The sequence below is a fragment of the Brevibacillus sp. FSL K6-2834 genome, from assembly GCF_038592925.1.
GTDB classification, from domain to species: domain Bacteria; phylum Bacillota; class Bacilli; order Brevibacillales; family Brevibacillaceae; genus Brevibacillus; species Brevibacillus borstelensis.
Map to the genome: position 1 here is coordinate 3594164 of NZ_CP151945.1, position 21102 is coordinate 3615265.

The window sequence follows — 21102 nt, forward strand, 5'->3', positions numbered from 1 at the left end:
TCTGATGCTATTCAAGAATATGTGCTTCTATTCGTTCTTCTGCCCTCTGATAGCTTCTTTTGCCACTTCCCGGTCATCGAAAGGCAAAACCTCGCCCTTGATGATCTGGTACGTCTCATGGCCCTTTCCGGCGACCAGGATCACATCGCCATCAACTGCAAGGGATACGGCATGCCCGATCGCTTCCCGTCTGTCCACGATGGAAGTGTAACGGTCCGGAGCGGTTTTCTTCAGACCGGCGAGCATGTCATCGAGAATCGCCTGCGGGTCCTCGGACCTCGGGTTATCTGAAGTTAAGACGGTCAGATCAGCGTATTTCGTTGCAATTTGCGCCATAATCGGGCGCTTTGTCTTATCCCGGTCACCGCCGCAACCGACGATGCAGAACACTTTTCCTTTGGCAAATTCCTTGATCGTCACAAGCGCGTTTTCCAGACTGTCCGGCGTGTGCGAATAGTCGACGAGCACGGCAAAAGGCTGCCCTGCATCAACGGACTCAAACCGCCCACTCACGCCTTGCACCTGTTCGAGACTGGACTTGATCGCCTCTAGCGAAATTCCTTCGGCCAATCCGACCGCCATCGCCGCCAGCGCATTGTAGACGTTGAACTTGCCCATCAGCTTCAAAGACAGTTTGACAGAGCCTTGAAACGTATGGGCGACAAATGTCGTCCCTTTTGTGCTGATCTCAATGTCCACCGCTCTGATGTCAGCAGGGTTGTCAATACCGTACGTGATGACCCTGGCCGGTGTGACGGTGGCAAAAAAGCCGGACGCCTCGTCATCCGCATTCAGCACGGCTGTTTTCATCCGCTGCGGATCGTATTCATTGCCCAGTTGGGCGAACAAAAGCGACTTGGCGTGGCGGTAATTCTCCATGGTCTTGTGGTAATCGAGATGATCCTGCGTCAAGTTGGTAAAGACGGCTGTATGTACATTGCAACCGCGGACGCGGCCCAGCTCCAGCGCATGGGAAGACGCTTCGATAATGGCGTACTCCGTATCGATATCGCGCATGCGGCGAAAGCTTTCCTGCAGCTCCAGCGCATCCGGCGTCGTGTTTTTTACTTCCTCGGTGACATTGCCGATTCTCATGTGAATGGTGCCGATCAAACCGGTACGCTTCTGCTGATCAGATAAAATCTTGTCGATCAGATGGGTCGTGGTCGTTTTTCCATTGGTACCCGTAACCGCGATCACCTTCAATTCACGCGTCGGGGACCCGTAAAAGCGGTCAGCCAGCATCGCCATTGCCCGACGGGTATCAGGAACCCGAACAATGGTTGCTGGCACGTCCACATCCTTTTGAGCCAACACAGCCACGGCTCCCTTTTCCACCGCCTGCGCTGCAAACGTATGTCCATCCACGGTAAAGCCAGTCAAACAGACAAATAAAAAGCCGGGCTTTACTTTGCGTGAATCTGCTGTTATTCCTGTAATTTCGATGCTGTCATCCCCAGTAGCATGCACTGGCAACAAGGGAGCAAGCAGATCCCGAAGCAACATAAAACTGGCACCCCATTCTTTCCCTATTATAGACAAAAGCCAAGCAAATTCTACAAAAGCGGAGGGTGAGCACCTGTGTACAAGCCTCTTCCGCTCCGCTCCGAATACTCATTTTATAGCTAATCGCTTGATTTGTCACCAAGGTAGATACGAATTTTTGAGCCTTCCTCAATTTTGACTCCGGCCGCAGGCGATTGCTGGATGACATGTGACCCCTTGCCTTCGACAACGAGCGGCAGCTGATCATAGGTCGTTGCCACCTCGCGCATGGAGAGCCCCACCATCTGCGGCACCTCCAGGTAGTTCTTGTCGCCAAGCGCCCTGTTTACTTCCCTTTCGATCCCGTCCTTGCGTTTGGGTACGCCCAAGTGCTGCAGGGACGACTCCAAAATGTTCTTCACGCTGGGCGCGGCAATCAGTCCGCCGAATGCGAGCGCCTTCGGGTTGTCGACTGCGAAATAGACGAGTATCTGGGGATCGTCTGCAGGGGCGAAGCCGATAAAAGACACGATGTACTCGCCGTTTACATACCTGCCGTCCCTCACCTTTTGCGCCGTACCGGTTTTTCCGCCGACGCGGTAGCCTTCGATGTACGCGTTCTTTCCGGTTCCTCTGGCCACGACACTTTCCAGGGCGTAGCGGACTTTTTCAGAAGTCTCGGGAGTGATCACCTGACGAACCTCCGTTGGCAGCGTCCGGCCGACGATGTCATGCGTAACACTGTCCCGCCACTCCTTGGCGACGAACGGTTTCATCAGCTTCCCGCCATTTATCGCCGCCGAAACAGCAGCCATCTGTTGGATCGGGGTCACCGAGACCCCCTGCCCGAATGAGGTCGTACCCAGTTCAACGGGTCCTACCCGATTCAGATTAAACAAAAGACCGTTCTCTTCTCCAATCAGGTCAATGCCCGTCTTTTGGCCAAATCCAAATTTTTTGATGTACTCAAACAGCCTTTCCTTTTGCAGGCGTTGCCCCATGGTGACAAAGCCGGGGTTGCAGGAATTTTCCACGACTTCGAGCATCGTTTCCTGCCCGTGCCCCTGCCGCTTCCAGCAGCGCAGACGCTTGCCCGCGACCATGATGTAGCCGGGGTCAAAGAAGCTTTCGTCCAGCTTGACCTCACCTTCGTTGAGAGCTGCGGCCAGTGTTACGATCTTAAAGGTGGAACCGGGCTCGTACGTTTTCCAGATCGGCAGGTTCCGGTTGTAGATTTCGCTTGGATAATCCCTGTACTTTTCGGGATGGTAGGTTGGGCGGCTGCCCATGCCGAGAATCTCGCCTGTCTTCGGGTTCATTGCGATCGCAAGTACATCGTCCGGCTGATATGCAACCATCGCTTCATCCAGCTCCCGCTCGATAAACGACTGAATTTGACTGTCGATGGTCAGGTACATATCCATCCCGTCGACCGGCGCTACGTATTCTTCTGACCCGCCCGGCATCGTTTGTCCTGTCGCATCGGCAAGATAGGATACATATCCCTCTTTGCCTTGCAGGAACTGGTCGTATATCCGCTCAAGTCCGGTCAAGCCCTGGTTGTCGATGCCCGTAAAACCAAACAGATGGGCTGCCATCGTCCCGTTTGGGTAGAAGCGTTTGGAATCTTCTACGACGACAATGCCCGGAAGGTTCAACTCCTGGATTTGCCGCGCTTTTTCTTCAGAAATTTTCCTGCCGCCTGGAACGCGATTGATCCTCTCTTTCTTCATAATCCCCTTGTAAACGACGTCTTCCGGCTGGCCCAACAATACTGCCAGCTGCTTCGCCGTCCCATGCGGGTCTTTGATCTGAACCGGAATCGCGACCACGGAAGGAACGCTGATGTTTGTCACCAGCTCCTTGCCATTGCGGTCAAGAATGCGCCCTCGCTTCGGCTCGTATTTGATGTCGCGGTTCCACAGCTTCAACGCCTTTTCCTGGAGCTCCGGCCCCTTGACCAGTTGTACGTAGCCTAGCCTCGTAATCAGAGCCGTATACAACACGATTCCGATAACCAATGCGACAAAAATGCGGCGTCTCACGGTTACATTGGATACCCGCACAGCGAGTCCCCCCTTATGACACAGGTTGTCTCATTCCTACCCTATTCGGAGGGGGGACAGGTTAGAACCTATGGCTGTGCGGTTGTCGATCCGGCCGGAGCAGCAGGCGGCCCTGCGGGAATCTGCTGTGTGCCCGGCACAGTATTGTTTGGGTAGGGATACTGCCAGGTTGCTTGTCCCTGCGGCAAGCTTTGGCCTGTTCCGACCGGCATTTGTCCCGCACCGGCAGGTTGCCCCGGATGGCCTTGATAGCCCTGATAGCCGGAATAGCCTCCAGTCGGAACAGCTTGTGTTCCCGGGGCGATACCTGTGCCCGATTGCACGGCACCTGGCGGATAAACCGGTGGATACGTTCCCGGTGTCCCAGATGTCCCTGTCGTCGAAGCGGGATTGCCACTCCTTGTCGTACCTGTCTGGGGAACTCCAGGTACGGTCGTATTCCCGCTATCGCCTTGAGGTGTACCGTTACCAGGCACTGTTGTTTGCGAAGAGCCTGGTGGAGGCTGCCCTCCAGCAGCGTTCGCTGCACCGGACTGGCCATCAGGCGAATTTGCGTCCGGTTGGGCTCCGCCCGGATCTGTTGCCGTTCCTGGCACCACGCCTTGACCAGGCTGCAGTGCCGGAGAAAGCGGACCGGATGACGGCTGGAGAGTAATCTGAAGCTGCTCTCCTCCTTTTAACGCTGTACCTGGCGGAATATTTTGCTGCGTGACGAAGCCGGCGCCGTACGAGGTGATCTTGAGCTGCATCAGCGATGCGAACTCCATGACTTCGCGCAGCGATTTCCCTTTGAAATCAGGCATTTTTGAACCTTCGATTCGGTCTGTTACAAGCGTGACCGTCGATCCGGGCACCACTTTTTCATAAGGAGCCGGGTATTGATTGACAATCTTCGTCCCGGTTCCCATGATGTTGACCGTGATGTTGTCCTGCTCTGCCCTGAGCTTGGCGGCTGTTGTAGACATCCCGACCAGCTTGGGCATGCTGACCTCGCGAACTTGCTCTGCCTTTGCAATGGCCTGCTCCGTCACCGTTTGGGCATTTTTCTCGGCTCCTACCGCATCCGGCTTTTGCTGCAGGTACTGGAGGCTGCGCTCCATGACGGATTTGAAGATCGGCGCTACGAAATTTTTTCCCCATGAACTGTAATGCTCGTTTGTGGTCGGGTCATCCACGACGACGTAGACAAGCAAACGGGGATTGTCTTTGGGAGCAAAGCCGATAAAGGACACGATATAGTGCTGCCCCTCCATAATTCTTCCCTTGTCGTCGTACTTTTGGGCCGTTCCCGTTTTACCTGCAACATGGTAACCGTCTATAAAGTACGATTTCCCTGTACCATGCTCTCCGGTAATGACCGTTTCCAAAACATCACGAGTCTTTTTGGCGGTCGCCTCGCTTACGACACGGTGGACCACTTCCCGCTGGCTGCGTTTTACGACTGCTCCCGTCACCGGATCGCGCATTTCTTTTACGATGTGCGGCTTGAGCAGCTCGCCGCCGTTGGCGATGGCTCCTACCGCTGCCACCTGCTGAATCGCGGTGACGGCCACCCCTTGCCCAAAAGTGGTAACGGCAATGTCGCGCTGGGAAGCCGGTTTCAGCAGGTTGTTCAAAATCCCTTTCTTCTCGTACGGCAGCTCGATGCCTGTCGGCTTGCCGATCCCGAAATTCTCAAAGTACTTTTTCAAAAGCTCAGGTCCAAGGTAGTCGTATCCCATGATGACAAACACGACGTTACTGGATCTTTGCACCCCTTCAAGGAAGGAGATGGTGCCCCAGCCCGCCCCCTGGTTGTGGTCCCGGATGGGCGGCTTGAATTTCTTGTACGTCCCGGATTGATAGTATGCGTTCGGATCGAATTTGCCTTCTTCGATCGCTGCCGCCAGTGTAATAATCTTGAATGTAGAGCCCGGCTCAAACATGGTGGTTACGGCGTGATTCGTAAAGTTGGTAATCCCGGTAAAGTACGTATTCGGATTGAACTGCGGCCGGTTGCCCATCGCCAAAATCTCGCCGGTCTGCGGGTCCGCCACCACGACAGTCGCCCCTTTTGGCTTGTACTCCTGCTCGGCCTTGTCGAGCGCTTGCTCCACGTAATCCTGGATCGTCTTATCGATCGTCAGGTAGATGTTCATGCCGTCCTTGGCTGGCTTGTACTCCCGTTCGCCATCCGGCAATTGGTAGCCTACCTTGTCCGTGACTACATGCATCTCTCCCTTTTCGCCCCGGAGCTCTTTGTCGAACTGGAGCTCGATCCCCATTTTGGCCTCCTCTTCAAAGAAGTCCAAATAGCCGAGGACATGTGCTGCAAAGCTATTGTTCGGGTAGTACCTACGTGTCGTTTCGGTAATAATAATCCCCGGGAGTTGGTTGGTCTTCACTTTTTCTCCGCTTGGGAGCTGGGGGTACTGCAGGTTTTCAATGCCGACTTTTTGATTTTCGCTGATCTTTTTTCCGTATCTTCCCAGCTCAACAACTTGATTTGGCTTGGTCAGGATTCGCAACAGCTCATTTACAGGGGCATTCAGGATGGGCGCAAGCGCCTGTGCAGTATAATAAGGATCTTTCACGACATCCTGATCCCTGTCATCGCGAGGCTTGAGCCTTGCGCTCACATCATACGCCTTTCCCTCATAGGCCAAAATTTCCCCATTCCTGTCCAAAATGGCTCCACGCTTTGGCTTCAGCGTTTTCTCCAGATCCCACTGCTTTTGCGCGATTTCCATAATGCCTGTCGCTTCCACCGTCTGAATCCACCAAAGACGTACCGTGAGCGAGGAAAACAGTACGATTACACACAGGGCCAGGAGGATAATGCGCAAATTCACACGCCGTTTCAGTTCCATTTTGTTTCACTCCAAACCAAGGATATTCCATTGCATATCAAAAAACCGACTGTCAAAAGAAAAGCTTCCGTCGAATCATGTTCGACGAAGCCGGCGGATCTGCATTCGAACAGTCTTTTTATTCAGAAGACATTATGAAAAAATGTTACTCACTTGCGCAAGTAACATTTTCTACAGAGCTCATTGCTGTCCCGTGCTTGGGTTATGGCTGTTTCTTTTGACTCGCAGCTTTGCTTCCTTTCCCGTCCTTTTTTGCAGCTTCTTTGGATTGACCTACCAGATGAGCCGCTTCCGGATTGTACACCATTCCCATTCTCTCCGCTTCCATGATGATCCGATCGCGGTTGCTGAGCTGCTCGATCTGCAGCTGAAGACTGGTGTTCTTTTCCTTATTTATTCTGATCTCTTTCTTCAGGCGCTGTATTTCATAGTTGTACTGCGAGATTTGCGAATAACGAACACCAACCATCCCCACACCTATGACAACCAGGGTGATAAAAAACAGATACATCAGCTTCTCCTTGGTTGGTATAGACGGTTTGATGCGTACAGTCCGCTTCGTTTTCTTCTTGGTGACGGAACCTGGCGAATCCTCCAGTTCTACCGCGAGATTACTCCGGTAGTAGTAGCTCATCTCGGTCTCACTCCTTTTGCTCTGGCTGCGAGCGTCTCAAATTTTTTTGCCGCATTCTTTTTCTATAACTTTTCAGCGACCCTCAGCTTGGCTGAACGCGCCCGAGGATTAGCCTCCAGCTCTTCTTCTGACGGCAGGATCGGCTTTCTGGTCACGATCTTGACCGTGGCCTTGTTTCCGCAGGCACATACAGGAAAGGAAGGGGGACAAATGCACCCTTTGGAAAAATCCTGATAAACCTGCTTGCAGATCCGGTCTTCGAGGGAATGGAACGTAATCACACTCACTCTACCTTCGGGACGCAGAATGCCGATCGCATCCACGATCGCATCCCGGAAGGCATCCAGCTCGTCATTGACAGCGATCCGGATCGCCTGGAACGTCCGCTTGGCCGGATGGGGACCAGTACGGCGCGCTGCGGCCGGGATGGCTTCTTTAATAATTTCCACCAGCTCCCCCGTCGTCTCTACAGGGGCCTGCTGCCGCCTTTGAACGATTTGCCGGGCAATTCGCCGGGAAAATTTTTCTTCGCTGTATTCCCAAATAATTCGGGCCAGCTCCTGCTCGTCCCACTCGTTGACGATGTCGTAGGCGGTAAGCTCTCCCTGCTGGTCCATCCGCATGTCAAGCGGTGCGTCGGCATTGTAGCTGAATCCGCGCTCTCCTTCATCCAGCTGCGGAGACGAAACGCCCAGATCAAACAGTACGCCGTCTACACCATCGAGGCCCAGCTCAGCCACAATTTCTTTCAGATGGCGGAAGTTGCTTTTTACCAGCGTTACCCGATCTATGTAGGGTGCAAGACGTTCCTTCGCGTTATCCAGCGCCCAGTCATCCTGGTCAACCGCAATCAATCGTCCGCCTGGCGCAAGCCGCGAAGCGATCAGACTGCTGTGCCCGGCGCCACCGAGCGTACAATCCACATAAATGCCATCCGGCCGGATGTTCAGTCCGTCAACGGCTTCTTCTCGCAATACAGTTACATGATGAAAGGACAAAGCCGTCACTCCTAATTCAACGGGTGCACCTGAATGGTTCCGACGCACCGCATTTTCTCCGATTCCTATAAATCAAAATCCACCAGCTTCTCCGCAATCTCGGCGAAAGATCCTTCCGACTCCGCAAAGTAATTTTCCCAACGATCCTTGCTCCAGATCTCTACCCGATTGGATACACCGATGACGACGCACTCTTTTTGAAGCGCCGCGTAGTCGCGCAAAGTAGGTGGTATATTTACCCTTCCCTGCTTGTCCCACTCGCATTCCGCCGCTCCGGAAAAGAAGAACCGCGTAAAGGCGCGAGCATCCGCTTTGGTGAACGGCAGCGTCTTCAGCCGCTCCTCCAATGCTTTCCACTCTTCTGGCGGATAGACAAACAGACATTGGTCGAGCCCGCGGGTAATGACGAAGGAAGCCCCGAGGCCTTCACGGAATTTGGCAGGGATCGTCAACCGGCCTTTTTCATCGATGCTATGTTGGTATTCACCCATGAACACGGCCTGCCCCCCACTTTCCTTCCGCTGACCTCCACTTTCCCCCACTTTTCCCCACTCGGTCACCTACTTGCTATTATAAATAAAAAATCCTGCTTTTGTAAGCAGGATTTTTCGTTGATTTTTTTACCGGGAAAAGACGCGTTTCGCGAAATTATTCGACCCAGCTGTCCAAGTATGCTTTTTGCTCGTCTGTCAGCTTGTCGATTGTGATGCCGAGTGCCTCCAGCTTGTAGCGGGCAACCATTTCGTCCAGCTCGTAAGGCACGTTCAGCACGTGTTTGCCGATAGACTCGTAGTTTTTGTTTACGTATTCGAGAGAGACGGCTTGCAGGGCAAAGGTCATATCCATGATTTCCGCCGGATGGCCGTCACCGGCAGCCAGGTTGACCAGACGTCCTTCGGCCAGGAGATACACTTTTCGACCATCTGCCAAGACAAATTCCTCGATGTCTTTGCGAACGGTGCGCTTGGATTTCGACATCGCTTCCAACTCAACCTTGTTCACTTCGACATCGAAGTGGCCGGCGTTGGAGAGGATCGCGCCATCTTTCATGACTTCAAAATGCTCTTTGCGGATGACATCGCGGTTTCCGGTTACTGTGACGAAATAATCGCCGTGCTTGGCCGCTTCGCTCATCGGCATGACTTCGAATCCGTCCATGTACGCCTCTACCGCTTTGATAGAGTCGATCTCGGTGACGATCACTTTCGCTCCAAGACCTTTCGCACGCATCGCAACGCCTTTGCCGCACCAGCCGTAGCCGACGACAACTACCGTTTTTCCAGCGACGACCAGGTTGGTGGTCCGGTTAATGCCATCCCATACGGATTGGCCTGTACCGTAGCGGTTGTCAAACAAGTATTTGCAGAATGCGTCGTTTACCGCAACCATCGGGAATTCCAGCTTGCCTTCCTTGTCGAGCGCTTTCAAGCGAAGGATTCCTGTCGTGGTTTCCTCGGCACCGCCGCGCACTTGGGAAAGAAGATCGCGACGCTCGCTGTGCAGGATCGTCACCAGATCGCCACCGTCGTCAATGATCAGGTCCGGACGCGTTTCCAGCGTTTTGATCAGATGGCTTTTGTACTCTTCCGGGGAAGGATTGTATTTCGCAAAGACGCGAATGCCGTCTTCCACAAGCGCTGCGCAAACATCATCCTGTGTAGAAAGCGGATTGGAACCGGTGATGGTTACCTCGGCACCGCCGGCTTGCACCACTTTCGCCAGGTAGGCGGTTTTTGCTTCCAGGTGCAACGAAATCGCTACTTTCAGGCCTGCAAACGGCTTTTCCTTTTCAAAGCGCTCGCGGATCCGGTTGAGGACGGGCATATGTTCTTTTACCCAGTCGATTTTCAGGTGGCCATTCGGCGCAAGCGCCATATCTTTTACGATGCTTTCAGAAACCATGTTCATGAGCGGATTGAACCTCCTTCTTCTACAAACAAACTATGATTTATCTTACCACATGATTTTTGTTTTTCCTATCCGTTCCATAACCCTATAACCAAAAAAGCAACTATTCCGCTTTGTTTTTGCCATTTAGATCTCACGGGCAGGCATCCCTTCGGTCAACAGATTGAAAAAGTGGCGCATCGCTCGCGGCATCCACTTCTTTTTATGGTATACGAGCTGGCGGTAAACGCGAATGTCTGGATGCGTAAAGGGCAAGACCGAGATCGTCCCCTTTTTCACCTCTTCGGCCACAGCGATCATCGGGACAAGTGCGATTCCCAGCCCGTATGCCACACATTGCTTGATCGCTTCCAGACTGCCAAACTCGAGCGAGGGTTCCAAGCTCGCTCCACTGTCGCGCAGGACTGACTCGATCATCGACCGATAGCTGCAGCCCGCCTCGGGAAAAATCCACTGTTCGCCATTGAAGTCACTCGCTTCAACCCGTTTTCGCGAAGTCAGCGGATGTTCGGGAGATGCAATGACGACCAGTTCTTCTTCTCCGAGATTTACGCTTTCCAAGTCGGGGTGGGATTGCAGCCAATCGAGTACAACCGCAAAGTCGTAAGTGCCCTCCTTGACACCCTGACGGAGCTCGTAGCAGATCCCCGGATTGAGCAGCACCCGAATCTGCGGCTGCTCGCGGCGAAACTGCTGCAAATAGGGGGGCAAGTAAAAAGCGGCGAGAGATTCCACTGTCCCGATGGTCAACGTGCCGGCTAGCTGAGCCTCTTCACTCAGTTGGGCCTTCGCCTCATCAAGCAGTCCGAGCAGCTGCCCGCTGTATTCCAGCAGCACTTCTCCGGCATGTGTCAGCCTGATTTTTCGTCCCCACCGCTCGAACAGGGTGACGCCAAACTCCTGTTCCAGATTCTGTATCTGAGTCGTAACACTGGATTGGGCATAACCAAGCACTTCAGCCGCTCGGGTAAAGCTGTGCCATTTCGCCACTTCGCGAAAGGTCTGCAAATAACGGGTATCCATCGGGCTCTCCCCTTTATTATTAAATCGTTTTTTTCGATTCTCATCATCGAATATTATAGATAACTCCGATGATAACGTCTATGCTACACTTCAAATACCAGCAAATAAATAGCTTTCGGGAGAGGAATTTACATGAAAAACTCGACTTCTCACACGTCAGGACTGGCGAAAACGCTGTCGCTTCCCCAAATCGTCGCCCTGTATATCGGTGCCGTGATCGGTTCGGGAGTGCTGCTCATCCCCGGGATGGCGGCAGAAATGGCCGGCCCCGCCTCTGTCCTCGCCTGGCTGTTCATGGCCATCCTCGTACTGCCGATGGCCATCACCATGGGGCTGTTGTCCGCCCGACACCCTAGCTCAGGTGGCGTCTCCACTTACGTCAGGATGGCTTTCGGAGACCGCTATGGAAACATGGTCGGCTGGTTTTTTCTGTTGTCGGTTCCGATTGGCGCCCCGATCGTCGCTGTCACAGCGTCCCACTATGTCGCTGTCCTTTTGCAGTGGAGCCAGCTTCAAGTGTATCTCGCTGCAGGACTGATTCTTGGTTCTGTCGTCCTCATGAACGTATTTGGCCTGAAAGTCGCAAGCCGCGTCCAGACGGTTGTCGTTTCATTGATCGTGGCTATTTTGGTGATCGCGGTATTGGCCGCGCTGCCCCATGCTTCTGCCAGTCACTTTACTCCATTTGCCCCGAATGGCTGGCTGAGTGTCGTGCAAGTGGCTGGCCTGTTGTTCTGGTGCTTTATCGGTTGGGAAGCGGTGACACACCTCTCCGAGGAGTTTGTCGATCCGGAGAAAAACGCGGTCCGCGGCGTCCTGTGGAGTGCATGCATCGTCGCTTTGCTTTACTTCGCCGTTGCCCTTATGACCGTTGCTACCCACAGCTATGGCGAAGGCCGGTCGGAAGCATCTCTGAGCGTGATGGTTCAGCTTTCGTTTGGCCCGATCGGAGGGTGGATTGTCAGTGTGACGGCCCTGTTTATCTGCGTCGCTGCGGCCAATGCGTATATCAGCGCCGCTTCCCGAATTGCCTATGCTTTGGCTCAGGAAGGCACGGCCCCGCGCTGGTTTGGCCGTCTCCATTCCAAATACGGGACGCCGGTCGGCGGACTGCTCTTTTTATCGATTTGTTTTTTCATCGTTCTATTCGTTCTTGCCATGGGCTGGATTGATCTCGCTCGTCTCATCCAGTTTCCCAACGCGACTTTTTTTGCCACCTATATCGGGGGCTGTCTTGCCGGTGTCCGACTCTTGAAGAACAGCCGGTATGGACGTATCGCTGCCTGGACATCGCTGATCGTTACCGGTGGGCTTTATCCTTTTCTCGGATGGTCGGCGCTTTATCCGCTGGTGATTGCCGGCGTTCTCCTGATATGGGAAAACTGGCAGCGAAAAGCTTCATAACCTGATGGCAAAGGAGCGGGCTTCGACATAAACAATGGGCATGTGAATAGGTATCAGTCCAAAAGATGATAGTAAAAACGATTCATTTCCCAAACAAAAAAACAGCCGTTTCCGAAACAAAAAACAGCCGTTCCCTGCTTGTCAAACTTGAGCAGGAATGGCTGTTTTTCTTGTTCTCCGGCTTTACTCCGTCCCAGTTTGCAGGACAGTCTGGCAACCGTCAAACGAGCACGTGTAATCAATCTTTGTTTTTGCTGCCACCGTATCATCATCGTTTCGCTCGTCCCGTTCTATTGAAACGGGCAGCAAATTTTCCGCCTTTCCGGCAGTCCCTGCTACTCGTCTTTTCCGATCAACCGGAAGTCCTTTCCGTCCGCGGACGCGAGATAGAACGTCCTGTCTACACTGCCGCCCAGCTCTCCGGAATAGTATTGGACGGTCATCCGGTACTTGCCCTCGCTGATTTTCGCGTAGTAAATCAGTTCGTCAAAACGCGGAAAGCGAATGAAATCATAGACGTCGTATTTCATAAACGAGAAGTGCTCTTGCAGGAACTTTTCACTGACGGGCAGCTTGTTTTTTTGTACGTAGCTGACCAGATCGTCGTATCGCCGGATTTTCTCCTTGTCCATAACGGTTGTGACAAAGCTGTCTACCGCTTTTGTCATCGCCTGGCGCTCCGCCTCGGTTACCTTCCCCGGGTACAGCTCCTCCTGCGCTTCCCTGATCCTGTTCAGGAGGACCACCGCCTGCGCCCTGCTGACTTTGTCATTCGGGCGGAACGTCCCGTCCGGGTAACCAGCCATAACGCCTAGTTTATAGATCGGATACACCATCACTACCTGATGCTCATTGTCCACTGATACATCACTAAAAAAGCGGGACGTCGTACCCCGGTATTTTTCTCCCTCTGACTGTTTACCCAGCGCAGCCAAGGTCAATCTTGCCGCCTCAACGCGCGTCAGCGGCTCCTCAGGCTTTCCGCTCGGCAGTATGCCAGCTGGCAGCAAATGCTTATACGTTTTTTCCGACCAGCGGCCCTTCACGGGTTTCAGGTAAAGGTCCTGCGCGAAATCATCCGCTTCGTGTCCGTTAAATGGCGGCAGCATGCGCTCAACCAGCGCCATGAACTGCTCCTGGGAAACAGGTGTCTCCGGCCGAAACGTTCCATCCGGAAATCCTTGAACCCATCGTGCGCTTACCGCTTCTGCTATCTCTTTTTTGGCCCAATGCCGCTCGGTATCCACGAAGGTACCGCTGCTGGCTGCCAGATCGCTAATGCGGGCCTCGGCCGTCTGTCCCCCTGCTCCCAAACCGGATAGCAGCCAGGTAACAGAAAGAGCAACGGTCAACACCCATCTGCCTGTCGTCATTTTCTTGCCTCGCATGAAAAGTTTGACCACCTTTCGGAGAAAATCTCCTGTTCAAAAGGTATGACGTTTATATGCATGAAATGTTTCGACAAATCCCAACAAAACGGCAAGAAAGTTTTTCCATGGTGCATGGTCAGACCCTTCATTTCCGGGAGCACAAAAAAAGAAGCCGCAACCCGATCACAAACGGTGCGGCTTCACTCATGTTATCCGGTTTTACAGATAGACAACCTGATGGCTGCCATCGTGGACGAGGGGCGCTTCCACGAGCCGGTCGACAAGCGACAGACCGTATTTGTTTACGAACGGGATAATCGACAGCTTCCTCTCCTGCAATCCTCCTGCAGGATTCAGCGCCGCTTCCAGCCTCCACAGACGCCGCTTCCCGATATCTTCCCGCTGCTCCAGCGCCAGAACTAGCCGCCGCTCCAAAAAGTCTACCTGTTCCAATAGACGAGCCGCATTTTTCTCCGCCAACTGCTCCATTCCCGGCTCCAGGAGTGCAACCTCGCTGACGAGCGGCTGATACAGCTCCTGCATGGCGTCCCGGACATGCTGAAAGCGGTCCGTCAAGGGATGGGCTCCCCTGCTCGCTTCCCATTCCTCCTTCCACGCGGCAAACGAAGCCAGCGCCTTGTCGATGGGCAGGTCGAAATCTTTCAGCAAGCGGGCAATCGCCCCTTCAACCAGGGTGACGGAGACCCGCGGGAGCACGATCGGCAGCTGCTTGCCAAAAGCGGCAAACACCTCCTTGAAATACGCCCAGTAAGCAATCTCCCCCGCGCCAGCCACAAAAGCCAAGGTCGGGAAGAGATGCTCCTGCATCAGCGAGCGGGTGACTACATTGGAGCTGAATCGACAGGGATCTGTCTCGGCCAGCTCAATCATCTCCTCGCGGGTATACGTTCCCCGGCGGGTGACGAAGCGATCTCCGTGGCGAAGCAGCTGCAAACGATCCTTTCCTTCATACAGGAAGAGATTCGCCTCCTGTCCCCCCACCTCCAGCTGAAGCGGGTAGCCTGCACTCTCCAAACGGCCAGCCGCGTCGGCTACAAGCGCGCTGAGCTCCTCATTTCGCTGCAAAACTTGCGTAAAAACCGGCTTTTCCAGCTCTCTGACAAAAGGGAGAGAAGATTCGACCAGAATCAGGCCGTGCTTGCCAAACAAACTGGCCATCAGGCGGGCAAACCAATCGACGACGGTTTTTGACGATGCAGCAGCCTCTTCCACCCACCTGCGGATCGCCGCTGTCTCCTCCGTCTCTGTCAAATTGGCGAACAGCTTCTCCATGAATGCCTCGTACTCCGCACGTCCCAGCGGCACACTGCTGGCCGAAGGGCGTCCCGTACGCGGAAGGGAGATTTTCTCCTTATGCAGCTTTGTCTCTTGATCGGTGAGCCAGAATGTGTGGTCAATCTCATCGATGTCGTGATCCTCGCCGGCAATCCAGAACACAGGAACGACTTCTGCATTCAACTGTGCCGAAAGCTGCCTTGCAGCCTGAATCAGATGGACAGCCTTGTAAATCGTGTACAGCGGGCCAGTAAGGACACCAGCCTGCTGGCCGCCGATCACAACCATAGTACCCTGCTTTCGCAGCTTTTCGATCCCTTCCATCGCTCGCTGATGATTGCCGATCGCTTGATTGTAGGCAAGCAGCCCATCAGCTAGTTTGTCTCTGTGAGGAATCTCATTGTTTTCAAGCCATTCGAGCCGTTTCCGATACGATTCCATCTGGTACGGGGGATAGGTAAAAAAACGCAGCGCGTCGGCGTTTCCCAGCTGGTAATCATGAGCCAGCCGGTTGGCCAACGGCAGCGATACGCATTCAACATTCATAGAAGCTCACCTTTCTTACTCCATGTCACTGCAAATTATACCATGCCCCCCTCCCCCAAAAAAACAAGACAACCCGCCGTAATGGGTTGTCAAAGTGTAATTGCCATTGTATGCAATTAAAATTGCGGCGGAGTGACGGACCAGATCAGAACCGCTTCTTCCTCGCCCGTATTTTCGACACTGTGTGATTTGGTGCTGTCGAAAGTGATGCTGTCGCCGGCCTCCAGTACGTGCTCTTCATCGTTGAATCGCACGGTAACCGTTCCCTTCGTGACGACAAAGCACTCTTCTCCTTCGCCTTGCACGAATTTGTCCACTACCATTTCGCCTTTTTGCAGCTTTACTTCCAACATACCCAGTTTTGAGCTTCCCCCCGCAGACAATAACGCGTACGTCCCTGTTGACTCGGGAAAAACCATCTGTCTGCGCTTCGGCTTTCGCGTAACGTGGACCTGCTTCTGGTCGATGTCCTCGAAGAAATGGATGATCGAAGCCTCCAGAGCCTTCGTGATTTTCCACAGGGAATCAAGAGAAGGCTGAGAAATGCCGCGTTCGACCTGGCTGAGCAAGCCCTTGCTCAGTCCTGTTTTGTTCGCCATAATCTCCAGGGTAAAGCCACGCTCTTTCCGAATCATTCGAATCTTATGCCCAATCGATTCGATGGGAAGCCTCATAAATCCTACCTTCTTTCTTTATTGGTATATGTATCGGTGCCGCGAGTGTTTATACGTCGCCCATCGTCTTAAAGATCCCGGTTGTATACAGCACTACGTAGACCAGTCCAAACAGGAGGAAAGACAGTCTCCAAACCGAGAAGCTCGCCTTCAACAGCGACAGCTTACCTTTCAGCCTGATTTGAACCCAGCCGATGAGTCCAATGGCCGCGAGAAAAAATCCGGTAATCCACCACCACGCAGACAGCGCTTCCGGCCAAATTACGCTATACGCGACGACAACGGCACGAATGAGCAAAAAATTCGTGATATTTACAGCCCAGCGTCCGGCCAAACGCCGGTCCTTTTTCCACAGATACACCAAAAAGTACGCCAGTGGGAATCCAAGAAAAGGAAACGCGGTCAACGTCGCCCAAAAATAGGTCCACGTCGTTGAAAAAAACGACCAAAGCTTACCCAAAAAGGTCAATGGCGGCCTCTCCCTTCCCCTTCACCATGTCTGTCTTCAGAAGCACGGCGCGCAGCAATGTCTCATGCATCGGGACGGGTATTCCGGTTTCCCTCCCCTTTTGAACGAGATAACCGTTGATAGCGTTTACTTCCGTGTGATTCCGCCGCCGGATGTCTTGCAACATTGAGGAAATGTTACGGGAAGTATTTCGGCAAATTTTTACAACTTCCTGCCAATCTCGCTCTTCAATTTTTTCACCGCAGCGCTCCGCTACGGCCGCGGCTTCCCAAAACAGTTCTTTCATGAATGTCACGGTGTGCGGGGATTCAAGCAGCATGCCGTTTGGCATCTCGAACAGAGTTGTCAACGGGTTGATCAAGGCATTTGCCAGCAGCTTTCTCCAGGCGAATGGTTTTATCGTATCCTCATAAACGGCCTGAAAACCACAGCGGTTGGCAAGCTCTACGAACGCGTTGCAGATCGGATCGCGCTCATCCTGTTCCGTCCAAGGACCTATGCGCAAAAGTCCCGTTCCGGTATGCTCGACCTCTACAGGGGACAGCCGGCGCGCTCCTTCCGTATTGCTTGCAAAAAAACACTGACGGCTTTCAAGCACCTGTGTCAATTTCTCATAATGTCCCATGCCGTTCTGGAGGGCCAATACCCGCGATGCAGCAGAAAGGTGGCGAAGATCAGGCAGGATCGCATCAAGATCCGACTGTTTGACCGCCAGCAGGTAAAGGTCTCCTTGCGGCAAACCGTCTTCCATCGGGTTGCTTCGGATTGAAGCCTTCTGCACCGTTCCGTCGAGCTGGCGAAGGGTTACTCCTGCTTGCGTCAAGAGCTGCGCCTGCTCGCGGGTGCGGGTGACGAGTGTGACTGACTGCCCGCTCAGCAGCAACCTGGACGCGTATAAAAGCCCTACAGAACCGCCGCCTATGACAACCAAATGGAGTGGTATCGACTGAAGCTGCATTTGTTCACCTACATTAATCAATACTTATTTCAAGAATACCAAAGTTGCTGGCAATGATCAATTATTCCTACGTAAAAAGATCGAAATTGTCAAAAAAATATTCACCTGCCGAAATAAAAAAGGCCATCCCTCTTGGGACGACCAGCGGGCGAAATGGTCACACCGGATAAACGGGGTGCTTTCGCTCTGAAAAAATCTGCTTCTTGTTCGCATAAACGTCAAATCTTGCAATCAGCTCCCGCCTCAGCTCTTCGGGAGGAATGATCGCGTCCACGATCAGATTGGAAGCGAGCAAATAAATGTCGATATCTTCCTGGTACTCCTTCCGTTTTTGCATGATAAAGGCTTGCCGTTCCTGCGGATCTTCAATGGCTTGAATCTTGTTGCTGTAGACAGCATTCACCGCTGCTTCCGGCCCCATTACGGCTATTTGCGCTCCCGGCAGCGCGAGGCAGGCGTCTGGTTCAAAAGCAGAGCTGGCCATGGCATAAAGTCCTGCTCCGTAGGCCTTTCTCACGATAACCGAAATTTTCGGAACCGTCGCTTCCGCCATCGCGGATATCATTTTTGCTCCGTGGCGGATGATGCCGGCCCGCTCGACCGCCGTGCCGATCATGAAGCCCGGTACGTCCGCCAAAAACAGCAACGGGATTTGAAAGGCGTCGCACAGCGTGATGAACCTCGCCGCCTTGTCAGCCGAATCGACAAATAAGACGCCTCCCTTTACCCTCGGCTGATTCGCCACGATACCGATCGGCTTGCCATCGAGACGGGCAAGCCCCGTAATCAGTTCCTGCGCAAACAGCTTCTTCACCTCAAAAAACGAGCCTTCGTCGACCAACGCGTCGATCAGTTCATGCATGTTGAACGGAGCATTTTGATTCTCCGGGACGATCTCGCTGATTTTTTTCGCGTCTGGACGAGGCGACTTGGCGGCCCCAACCGGAGGCTTGGCCGTGTAGTCGGCAGGAAAGTAGCCGAGATAGCGGCGAGCGGCAGAAATCGCCTCTTCTTCATTGGCTGCCAGTACGTCTCCGCAGCCGCTGACAGAGCAGTGCATGCGGGCACCGCCGAGCTCTTCCAGTGTCACCTTTTCTCCGATCACCATCTCGGCCATCCGCGGGGACCCCAGATACATGCTGGCATTCTTGTCGACCATGATGACGATGTCGCAAAACGCCGGGATATAGGCGCCTCCGGCAGCGGAAGGTCCAAACAGGATGCAGATTTGCGGAATTTTGCCGGAGAGCTTTACCTGATTGTAAAAAATTCGACCTGCCCCCCGCCGGCCCGGGAACATTTCAAGCTGGTCCGTAATCCGTGCCCCTGCGGAATCGACCAGGTACAACAGCGGCACCCGCATTTTCTCCGCCGTTTCCTGAATGCGGATGATTTTCTCGACCGTCCGGGCACCCCAGGAGCCTGCTTTTACCGTAGAATCGTTCGCCATGACGCAGACCGTCTGTCCGTTTACTTTCCCGATAGCCGTAACGACTCCGTCTGCCGGCAGGTCGCCAGCCATAAAGTTGGCAAACAGGCCGTCCTCCACGTGAAATTCGTCGTCAAACAGAAGCTTCAAGCGATCACGGACAAACAGCTTGTTCTGCTCCTTCAGCTTGGCATGGTATTTTTCGTCTCCGCCCTTTTCCACCTGGGCGATGCGTTCTCTCAGCATGTCTTCTGCTTGTTTGCTCATGGGTGCCTACTACCTCCTCTTATTCGCCGCGATACACCGGCTTTCGCTTCTCTTTAAAGGCGTCGAGTCCCTCCTGCCGATCACGGGTAGGGATTAATACCTGATAGGCGTTGCTCTCCATGGCCAGCCCCGTAGCCAGGTCAGTCTCCAGACCGTAGTCGATCGCATACTTGGCCTGGGCCAAGGCGATCGGGGCATTTTCGGCAATCTCGCGGGCAAGCGACAGGGCAGCCGTCATGACTTGATCGGAAGCCGCCACCTTATTCACCAGTCCGATGGCAAGCGCTTCCCCGGCAGCTACGCGGCGGGCCGTAAAGATGAGCTCCTTTGCCACTCCTTTGCCGACCAGCCTGGGAAGCCGCTGTGTTCCGCCCGCGCCGGGAATGATCCCGAGGGACGTTTCCGTCAACCCCATCTGGGCTGTCTCGCTCATCACACGCAAATCACACGCGAGAGCCAGCTCCGTGCCGCCGCCAAGGGCAATGCCATTGATGGCTGCGATTACCGGCTTGGGAATCCGCTCCAGCTCGCTGAACGTGTCGCGGATTGTTCTGATGTAATGCTGTACCTGCAGATCGGTCATGGACCGCCTCTCCTTCAGGTCGGCCCCGGAGCAGAAAGCCCTGTCTCCCGCTCCGGTGACGATCAGCACACGCACGCTCCGATCCACGGCTGCCTCGGCAACCGTTTGCCGCATCGCGAGCAAAGTGTCCAGGTTGAGGCAGTTAAACACCTCAGGGCGGTTTATCGTCAATATCCCGATCAGTCCTTCTTTTTCATACAAGACAGTCATGCTTTGCCTCCTTCTGCCCGGGATTCGGGTTGTCTTCTGTGCGACTGGGCCAAGGCGGCCTGGAGCACCTTGGATGGCAGGGCGCGTCCCAAAAGCTGCTGGACATACGCTCCCGCCTCGACCAGCTTCTCCAGGCTGACCCCTGTCTCGTATCCCATCCCGTGCAGCATGTAAACAAGGTCTTCGCTCGAAATGTTTCCAGATGCCCCCGGCGCATATGGACAGCCGCCAAGCCCTCCGATCGAGCTGTCAAAGATCCGTATGCCCTCGTCCAGCGCTGCGGCGACATTTGCCAGACCAGTACCGCGGGTATCGTGAAAGTGACCGGCCAAGCGCTCAGTCGTAACATCTTTCACAAGCGCCGCAAAAACTTGATGAACCTGCAGGGGTGTAGCCACTCCTATCGTATCGCCAATCGAGACCTCATAGACCCCCATCGAAATCAGCTCATTCGTGACTTTGCGGGTGTTGTCCAGGGGAACCTCTCCCTCGTAGGGGCAGCCGAACACCGTCGACACATAGCCGCGGACACGCATGCCCAAGGCCAATGCTTCCCTGGCTGTCTCGCGAAGGACGGGAAAGGTCTCCTCGATCGACTTGTTAATGTTTTTCAAATTGTGCGTCTCCGATGCGGACATGAACAGGGCTACTTCGGTCAAGCCGCACTCCCGCGCCCGCTCCAGCCCTTTCAGGTTTGGAACAAGGGCGCTGTACCTCACGCGTGACTGGTGCGGAAGCGAGCGGCAAACCTCTCCCGCATCAGCCAGTTGGGGAATCCACTTCGGGTTTACGAAGGAGCTCGCTTCCACTCTTTGCAGTCCGGCTTCCGCCAGCATCTCGATCAGCCGGATTTTTTCCGGAGCGGAGAGCACTTTTTGTTCGTTCTGCAGTCCATCGCGCGGTCCGACCTCGACAATTTGTACCTGCATGGAC

Annotated in this window: 17 protein-coding genes; 1 reads left to right on the top strand and 16 read right to left on the bottom strand. The window is 54.0% G+C overall.

Features of this window, described 5'->3' with window-relative positions; translation table 11 throughout:
* Positions 1 to 27 precede the first annotated feature (27 nt).
* The 8 genes from NST96_RS17805 to NST96_RS17840 form a co-directional block, all read right to left on the bottom strand.
* Positions 28 to 1506: a UDP-N-acetylmuramoyl-L-alanyl-D-glutamate--2,6-diaminopimelate ligase gene (locus tag NST96_RS17805; RefSeq protein WP_342404270.1), complete on the bottom strand. Its 1479-nt coding sequence runs from the start codon at positions 1504 to 1506 to the stop codon at positions 28 to 30.
* A 119-nt stretch (positions 1507 to 1625) separates the two neighbouring features.
* Positions 1626 to 3551 (bottom strand): stage V sporulation protein D, encoded by a 1926-nt coding sequence (locus NST96_RS17810; protein ID WP_024984202.1) that lies wholly within the window; start codon positions 3549 to 3551, stop codon positions 1626 to 1628.
* Positions 3552 to 3619: 68 nt separating this feature from the next.
* Positions 3620 to 6400 carry a PASTA domain-containing penicillin-binding protein gene (locus NST96_RS17815; protein WP_172920690.1) on the bottom strand — a complete coding sequence of 927 codons (2781 nt, stop codon included), beginning with the start codon at positions 6398 to 6400 and terminating at the stop codon, positions 3620 to 3622.
* Positions 6401 to 6602: 202 nt separating this feature from the next.
* Complete coding sequence (gene ftsL / locus NST96_RS17820) at positions 6603 to 7034, bottom strand: cell division protein FtsL (RefSeq protein WP_003386265.1); 432 nt, start codon at positions 7032 to 7034, stop codon at positions 6603 to 6605.
* Positions 7035 to 7096: 62 nt separating this feature from the next.
* The gene (gene rsmH / locus NST96_RS17825) at positions 7097 to 8041 is read right to left on the bottom strand and encodes a 16S rRNA (cytosine(1402)-N(4))-methyltransferase RsmH (RefSeq protein WP_342406544.1); all 945 of its coding nucleotides are present in this window, start codon (positions 8039 to 8041) and stop codon (positions 7097 to 7099) included.
* 56 nt (positions 8042 to 8097) lie between these two features.
* Entirely contained in the window at positions 8098 to 8529 is a 432-nt protein-coding gene (gene mraZ, locus NST96_RS17830) for a division/cell wall cluster transcriptional repressor MraZ (protein ID WP_003386267.1), read from the bottom strand.
* A gap of 151 nt (positions 8530 to 8680) precedes the next feature.
* Positions 8681 to 9940, bottom strand: a complete 1260-nt coding sequence (locus NST96_RS17835; RefSeq protein WP_003386269.1) for an adenosylhomocysteinase — start codon at positions 9938 to 9940, stop codon at positions 8681 to 8683.
* A 126-nt stretch (positions 9941 to 10066) separates the two neighbouring features.
* The gene (locus NST96_RS17840; RefSeq protein ID WP_003386270.1) at positions 10067 to 10963 is read right to left on the bottom strand and encodes a LysR family transcriptional regulator; all 897 of its coding nucleotides are present in this window, start codon (positions 10961 to 10963) and stop codon (positions 10067 to 10069) included.
* A 132-nt stretch (positions 10964 to 11095) separates the two neighbouring features.
* Between NST96_RS17840 and NST96_RS17845 the strand changes: the two genes are divergently transcribed.
* Positions 11096 to 12367, top strand: coding sequence for an amino acid permease (locus NST96_RS17845; protein WP_172920692.1), 1272 nt, complete (start codon positions 11096 to 11098; stop codon positions 12365 to 12367).
* A 335-nt stretch (positions 12368 to 12702) separates the two neighbouring features.
* Here the strand turns inward: NST96_RS17845 and NST96_RS17850 are convergent, their stop codons facing one another.
* From NST96_RS17850 to NST96_RS17885, 8 genes are all read right to left on the bottom strand, one after another.
* Positions 12703 to 13755 (bottom strand): S-layer homology domain-containing protein, encoded by a 1053-nt coding sequence (locus tag NST96_RS17850; protein WP_035988933.1) that lies wholly within the window; start codon positions 13753 to 13755, stop codon positions 12703 to 12705.
* 201 nt (positions 13756 to 13956) lie between these two features.
* The gene (gene bshC / locus NST96_RS17855) at positions 13957 to 15579 is read right to left on the bottom strand and encodes a bacillithiol biosynthesis cysteine-adding enzyme BshC (protein ID WP_251237670.1); all 1623 of its coding nucleotides are present in this window, start codon (positions 15577 to 15579) and stop codon (positions 13957 to 13959) included.
* A gap of 116 nt (positions 15580 to 15695) precedes the next feature.
* Positions 15696 to 16253: a cupin domain-containing protein gene (locus NST96_RS17860; RefSeq protein WP_003386275.1), complete on the bottom strand. Its 558-nt coding sequence runs from the start codon at positions 16251 to 16253 to the stop codon at positions 15696 to 15698.
* 49 nt (positions 16254 to 16302) lie between these two features.
* Positions 16303 to 16722, bottom strand: coding sequence for a DUF3397 domain-containing protein (locus NST96_RS17865; protein ID WP_003386276.1), 420 nt, complete (start codon positions 16720 to 16722; stop codon positions 16303 to 16305).
* Positions 16706 to 17680 carry a 2-dehydropantoate 2-reductase gene (locus NST96_RS17870; RefSeq protein ID WP_039071149.1) on the bottom strand — a complete coding sequence of 325 codons (975 nt, stop codon included), beginning with the start codon at positions 17678 to 17680 and terminating at the stop codon, positions 16706 to 16708. Before NST96_RS17870 ends, NST96_RS17865 begins: the two co-directional genes overlap by 17 nt.
* 157 nt (positions 17681 to 17837) lie before the next feature.
* Positions 17838 to 19376, bottom strand: a complete 1539-nt coding sequence (locus tag NST96_RS17875; RefSeq protein WP_003386278.1) for an acyl-CoA carboxylase subunit beta — start codon at positions 19374 to 19376, stop codon at positions 17838 to 17840.
* Between the two features lie 19 nt (positions 19377 to 19395).
* Positions 19396 to 20169 carry an enoyl-CoA hydratase-related protein gene (locus NST96_RS17880; RefSeq protein WP_003386279.1) on the bottom strand — a complete coding sequence of 258 codons (774 nt, stop codon included), beginning with the start codon at positions 20167 to 20169 and terminating at the stop codon, positions 19396 to 19398.
* Positions 20166 to 21098: a hydroxymethylglutaryl-CoA lyase gene (locus NST96_RS17885; RefSeq protein ID WP_003386281.1), complete on the bottom strand. Its 933-nt coding sequence runs from the start codon at positions 21096 to 21098 to the stop codon at positions 20166 to 20168. Before NST96_RS17885 ends, NST96_RS17880 begins: the two co-directional genes overlap by 4 nt.
* Positions 21099 to 21102 lie beyond the last annotated feature (4 nt).